The sequence below is a fragment of the Sphingomonas melonis DAPP-PG 224 genome (genome assembly GCF_000379045.1).
GTDB classification, from domain to species: domain Bacteria; phylum Pseudomonadota; class Alphaproteobacteria; order Sphingomonadales; family Sphingomonadaceae; genus Sphingomonas; species Sphingomonas aquatilis.
In genome coordinates this window covers 1-5334 of the sequence record NZ_KB900608.1, presented here as the reverse complement: position 1 = coordinate 5334, position 5334 = coordinate 1, and the positions used below count along the sequence as shown (strand labels likewise).

The following is a 5334-nucleotide window of genomic DNA, read 5'->3' as shown; positions in this document are numbered from 1 at the left end:
CATGCGAGACGGGATCGCTATGCGTTGGGGTGTCATTCCGCCCCCAACCGGACCCGGCCACCAGCGGCGCATTTTTCAACAGCCCCGGCCGTTTGATGCACACCATCGGCAGCAGCAGGAAAGCTGGCGTTTCGCGGCATTGAATTGTTCAATAACCCGTGCGAAAAACTGCGATCAGAAAACCCCTGTCGCAGGTTGAATGTTGAACATGGCTGCCACCCCCCTGCCCGGCCAGGCTGGCACACGTCGGATCGGATATGCGCGCGTGTCCACCGCCGACCAGGACCTCGCTCCGCAACTTGACGTGCTGCGCGCCAAGGGATGCGAGCCGATCTATTCGGAGCACGCATCCGGCAAGCACGCCGACCGGCCCGAGCTGGCGCAGGCGATGAAGGCCTTGCGTGCCGGCGACACGCTGGTGGTGTGGCGGCTCGACCGGCTTGGCCGATCGCTCCCGGACCTGATCGCGACAGTGAACGAGCTGGCAAGCCGCGGCATCGCGTTTGAGAGCGTCACCGAGGCGATCGACACGACCACGGCATCAGGCAAGTTGGTGTTCAATATCTTCGCCAGCCTCGCTGACTTCGAGCGCCACCTTATCGGCGAACGTACCCGTGCCGGTCTGGCGGCAGGGCGCGCCCGCGGACGCATGGGCGGGCGCCCCCCTGCCCTCACCTCCCGGCAGCTCCGCGAAGCCCGGTTGCTGTTGACCGACCCCGACGCGACCGTGACAGCCGTAGCCGAAAGGTACGGCGTGAGCCGCACGACGCTCTACAAGGGATTGCGGGAGCTGGCGGACAAGGAGGCGGCGGCATGAGGGCCGTATTCATCCGTCACGGGCAGAGCACCGGCAACGCCGGCGTGCCCTGCCATGACCTCGCATCCATCGAGCTGACCGAGCTGGGATGGCGTCAGGCGCGGGAGGTAGCGCGGGCTTGGACCGAGACGCCCAGCCTGATCGTGACCTCTCCCTATCTTCGCACCCGTCAGACGGCCGAGGCGACGATCCAGCGCTTTCCGGTCGTCCCGGTGGAGGTGTGGCCGATCGAGGAGTTTACCTATCTCCAGCCCTCCCAGTGGAACGGCACACGCAGCAGCGAGCGAATGCCCCATCTGGAGCGGTACTGGACCGACGCCGATCCCGCCTATTGCGACGGGGAGGGTGCGGAGAGCTTCGGGGCATTGCTTCGCCGTGCTGAAGCGGTGCTGGCACGGCTTGCCGCCCTGCCCTCCCCCGGCCTCGCCTATGTGTTCAGCCACGGGCAGTTCATCCAGGCGGTGCGTGCGGTCGTGACAGAAAGCACGCTGGACGATCGTGGCAAGATGCTGGGCTTCTGGCGAAAGGGTGAGCCGCCTGCGATCGGCAACGCGGAGCTGGTGCACTTCGCATTATCGGATGCAGGTTGGAGCCACGAACCACCGGGCGCGAGTCACAGCAGGGTTGTGCCATTCTGATATTGTGCATAACGTCACAGTATCAGAAATGAAGGTGTGCACACGTGCAGATTATCACACTTGCAGCGCAAAAGGGCGGAGTCGGTAAAACGACGCTGGCAGTAAATCTTGCGGTCGCCGCTCAGGCGGCCGGGATCAGGACGGCGCTGTTTGACCTTGATCCGCAGGAAAGCGCAACGGCGTGGAGCGAACGGCGTGAGGCCGAGCTGCCCCATGTGGAGCCGATCAGCGCGCGCCGGCTCGACCAAGCGATAGATGCTGCCGAAGCAAACGGGTTTGCTCTGACCATCATCGACACGCCACCGGCTGCCGGTGCGGAAGCCGCAGCCGCAGCCCAGCGCGCGGACCTCGTGGTGATCCCTTGCCGTCCCTCGCTTATCGACCTGGATGCGATCAAGCGGACTGCCCAACTCATCACCAGCACCGGGCGGGCAGGCGTTGTTGTGCTGAACGCCGCTCCCCCAACTGCGTCCACATTGCTGGACGACGCGCGGACACTTGCCGAAGCGACCGGCCTCCGGGTTGCGCGCACCGTTCTACGAGAGCGTAGCGCCTATCGTGCAGCTTGGCCCTACGGGTTGGGCGTCATCGAGCATGAGCCAAAAGGCAAGGCTGCCCAAGAGGTTGCAGCCTTGCAGAAGCACCTCCTTGATGATTTGATAAATTGCACACCTGCAAACGTGAAGGCTTGAACATGGCGAAGCGGACATCTCTGTTGGCCCCGGCAGTGGCGCCACAAACCCGTCGCGAGGCAGAGGCGGATAATTCGCCGATCGCAACTCCGGTGTCGTCGGCGAGCAGCGCCCGATCGAGCGGGAAGCGGCCAGGCAAATACCATCTCGGTGCCTATTTCGACCCGGCGGACCCCACGGCCGAGGCCTTCCGGGTCTTGGCGGCACGAACGAGGCGCAGCCATCAGGACCTTCTCGCCGAAGCGATCAGCGAACTGGTCGCCAAGTACGATGCTGATCGGCAATTTGGCCGTGCGTGATAGTGTGCACACCTGCACATCCCCAAGTGTGCAGGATGGCAGGATTGATGCTGCATGACCAAACGCCCGAACCCTAATCCTGAGTTCGACCTGTTTATCCCGCTGATGGGCGATCTTCCGCTGAAGGACCAGCGGGAGACGATGGAGCGGCCGTTCTTCTCGCTTCAGAAGCGCAAGCGGGTGAAGCCGATCGAATATAGCAGTCCGGATGGCGAAACGTGGGTGAAGATCGAGGCGATCCCGGCATATGGCATGGCGACGATATGGGACGCCGATATTCTCATATGGGCAGCCTCGACACTCAACCGGATGCGGGAGCAGGGGGTCAACGATCTTCCGCGGACGCTTAGAACCACGTCCTATGACCTGCTAAGGGCGATCAAGCGCGACACTAGCGGCCGGGCCTATCAGGAGTTGCAAGCCGCGCTCCAGCGGCTTCAGACGACCTCCATATCGACGTCTATCCGTGCGCCGAAGCGGCGCACCAAGGCCGGCTTCAATTGGCTCGACAAGTGGACGCTGGAGGTGGACCCCGACACGGATCAGCCCCGGGGCATGACAATCACCCTATCGGACTGGGTCTATGAGGGCATCATGGGAGAGCGGTCGCTGCTCACCATGCACCAGGACTATTTCCTGCTGACTGGCGGGCTAGAGCGCGCCTTGTACCGCATCGCACGCAAACATGCCGGCAACCAAAAGGGTGGGTGGACGTGCCGGGTGGAGGTGCTGCGCGACAAAACCGGCAGCGACAGCAAGCCCAAGGAGTTCAACAGGATGCTTCGCAAAGTCGTGGAGGCCGACCAGCTTCCCGATTACACTATGGAGATGGCAGCCACGGCAGACGGCAGCCCTGCCGTGTTGTTCCGCCTACGCGGCGAAGCCGAGGCACTGGCGCTGGCCGCTAGGTTGGAGGCCGAGCAAGAGCGGCGGAGCCGAGTCGAAGCCGATCGACGCCGCGCGGCCGAGGTGGACGATCTTATGGACAAGCTCGCTCGCGGGCGCTGACTATCGTGGTTTCACACACCGGGGTGCCACGAGGAAACTCATAGGCGCTCCAAGCTGGCGCTCCACACATAGTCAGGCAGCCGTATTCACAGTCTAGATCGAACTTAAATTGTCGTGGGATCACACACCGAAGCGTCGTGGGATCACACACCCTACTATCGTGGGATCACACACCGAATCACGTGGGATCACACACCGGGGGTTCCCGGAAGGCCGCAGGAAACGTGGGTTTTTTGGCCCATTTTCCAGCCTTAACCTTCTTAACGATTCCTATTTAACAGAATCTCTTAACCCACCAGCACTCCGCACCCGGATAGCTCGAAGACATTGCGGAATTGACCCTACGGGCCAATGCGCCTTTGTTTCGTGCCGGCTATCGCCGTCACAAGGGCGGCCTATCGGCCGCAGGCTTCCAGGAGAAGCAAAGCGGATCGGGCGGTGTGTGCCTGTCAGCGTTAGGCCCGGCGGACAGGGCAGGTCAGGCGATATCCCAAAGCTCACCGTTGCACCTTGCCGGTGTGTACGATCACGCCGGATCGAACAGGCGGGCGAACTCGCGCTGATCGTAATAGCGGATTTTCTTCGCCCAGAGCGGGCGTTCGCCCTGCCGCAGCAGCAGAAGGGTGTCGGCGGGCATCCGCATGATTTCGTCCGGTGTCACCAGCCTGCGCGCGGCGACGTGGCCGCTGACGCTGGTGGAATGGTCCGGGCTGTCGAACCAGCTCGTTTTCTGTGACGTGCTGGCGGTCTCATATTCGATCGTGGTGTCGCCGATCGTGCGCGAGAGCATGTCGGCCGTCGCATGATCGTTGACCCCGAATGTCTGGACCACGCCGGCATTGGACAGGAAGGTGCCGGCGCGTTCGCCATAGAGCGCGCGGAGCTGGTGCATGTCCTGAAGGATCGGCCAGAGCTGGAGGCCATAACCCGCCATCAGCCCCATCGCACGTTCCACCGGCTCCAGTCGGCCGAGGGCTGCGAACTCATCGAGCAGGAACAGCACCGGGCTTGCCGGGCGGGCAGGGGATCGCGCCATGTCGGTGACGGCCTGCCCGACCAGCAGCCGCAGCCAGCGCGCATAGGTGTCGAGCCGATCGGGCGGGAGGCACAGGAACACGGTGCCCGGCCGCTCCTTCAGGTCCGCGAACCGGAAGTCGGATGCCGAGGTGCTGTCCACCAGGCGCGGGCTGTCCATGAAGTGGGTGTGGCGCTGCGCCGAGGAGAGCACGCCCGCAGCCTCCCGGTTCGACTTGCCGAGCTGGCGATTGGCGGCGCGCGCGATGAGGCCGCCGGCGCTGGTGCTGGCCTGCATGTCGGCGAGCAGCGTGGCGAAGCCGGCGGGATCGCGGGTGAGCTTGTCGCGCACGGTCGCCAGCGTGACGCGGGCAGGGGGCTCGTGGACGACGGTGTGCAGGATCACGCCGGCGATCAGCGCCTTGGCTTCCTCGTTCCAGTGTGCCTCGCCCGATTGCCCCGGTGCGTCATGGACCAGCGCATCGGCGATCGTCTGTGCATCCTCCGCCAAGTCGGGGCTGGTCGGATCAAGCCACGCCAGAGGGTTGTAGCGGGCCGTGGGGCGCCCCGAGACGCCGAAGGGGTCCAGGCACCACACATCGCCCTTGGCGGCCCTCGCACGGGCTGTGACGCGGGCATTCTCGCCCTTGGGGTCGATGCAGACCACCGAGCGGTCCAGCGTGAGCAGGTTGGGGATGATCGTGCCGACGCCTTTCCCTGAGCGGGTAGGGGCCATCGTCAGCAGATGGGCGGGTCCGTCGTAGCGCAGCAGGGGGCACCTCAAGGTTTGTCATATGGACAGCGGCAGTCGGAACAAATGGTCAACAAAAGCCTGAGCGTTGCCGCAAAGTATATTAAGTTTCGTG

At 63.9% G+C, this 5334-nt stretch carries 7 protein-coding genes; 6 read left to right on the top strand and 1 reads right to left on the bottom strand.

What is annotated here, in order from left to right:
* From SPHME3_RS21655 to SPHME3_RS0119760, 6 genes are all read left to right on the top strand, one after another.
* Nucleotides 1-199 (top strand): hypothetical protein (locus SPHME3_RS21655; RefSeq protein WP_231376791.1); only part of this gene is annotated, 199 nt, incomplete at its 5' end.
* Nucleotides 200-817 carry a recombinase family protein gene (locus SPHME3_RS0119780; RefSeq protein ID WP_018251367.1) on the top strand — a complete coding sequence of 206 codons (618 nt, stop codon included), beginning with the start codon at nt 200-202 and terminating at the stop codon, nt 815-817. It begins immediately after the preceding gene.
* Complete coding sequence (locus SPHME3_RS0119775; protein ID WP_018251366.1) at nt 814-1455, top strand: histidine phosphatase family protein; 642 nt, start codon at nt 814-816, stop codon at nt 1453-1455. The genes SPHME3_RS0119780 and SPHME3_RS0119775 overlap by 4 nt, the downstream gene beginning before the upstream one ends.
* Nucleotides 1456-1499: 44 nt before the next feature.
* Entirely contained in the window at nt 1500-2147 is a 648-nt protein-coding gene (locus tag SPHME3_RS0119770; RefSeq protein WP_018251365.1) for a ParA family protein, read from the top strand.
* Nucleotides 2148-2149: 2 nt separating this feature from the next.
* Nucleotides 2150-2446: a ribbon-helix-helix domain-containing protein gene (locus tag SPHME3_RS0119765; protein WP_126002747.1), complete on the top strand. Its 297-nt coding sequence runs from the start codon at nt 2150-2152 to the stop codon at nt 2444-2446.
* A 54-nt stretch (nt 2447-2500) separates the two neighbouring features.
* The gene (locus SPHME3_RS0119760; protein ID WP_018251363.1) at nt 2501-3454 is read left to right on the top strand and encodes a replication initiator protein A; all 954 of its coding nucleotides are present in this window, start codon (nt 2501-2503) and stop codon (nt 3452-3454) included.
* 526 nt (nt 3455-3980) lie between these two features.
* On the opposite strand, the gene SPHME3_RS0119755 is transcribed toward SPHME3_RS0119760, so the two are convergent.
* Nucleotides 3981-5252 carry a type IV secretory system conjugative DNA transfer family protein gene (locus tag SPHME3_RS0119755; protein ID WP_330981724.1) on the bottom strand — a complete coding sequence of 424 codons (1272 nt, stop codon included), beginning with the start codon at nt 5250-5252 and terminating at the stop codon, nt 3981-3983.
* Between the last annotated feature and the right edge of the window lie 82 nt (nt 5253-5334).

Coding starts and splice junctions, on each gene's coding strand:
- SPHME3_RS0119780 (WP_018251367.1), top strand. CDS start 200: ATGTTGAACATGGCTGCCACCCCCCTGCCCGGCCAGGCTGGCACACGT.
- SPHME3_RS0119775 (WP_018251366.1), top strand. CDS start 814: ATGAGGGCCGTATTCATCCGTCACGGGCAGAGCACCGGCAACGCCGGC.
- SPHME3_RS0119765 (WP_126002747.1), top strand. CDS start 2,150: ATGGCGAAGCGGACATCTCTGTTGGCCCCGGCAGTGGCGCCACAAACC.
- SPHME3_RS0119760 (WP_018251363.1), top strand. CDS start 2,501: ATGACCAAACGCCCGAACCCTAATCCTGAGTTCGACCTGTTTATCCCG.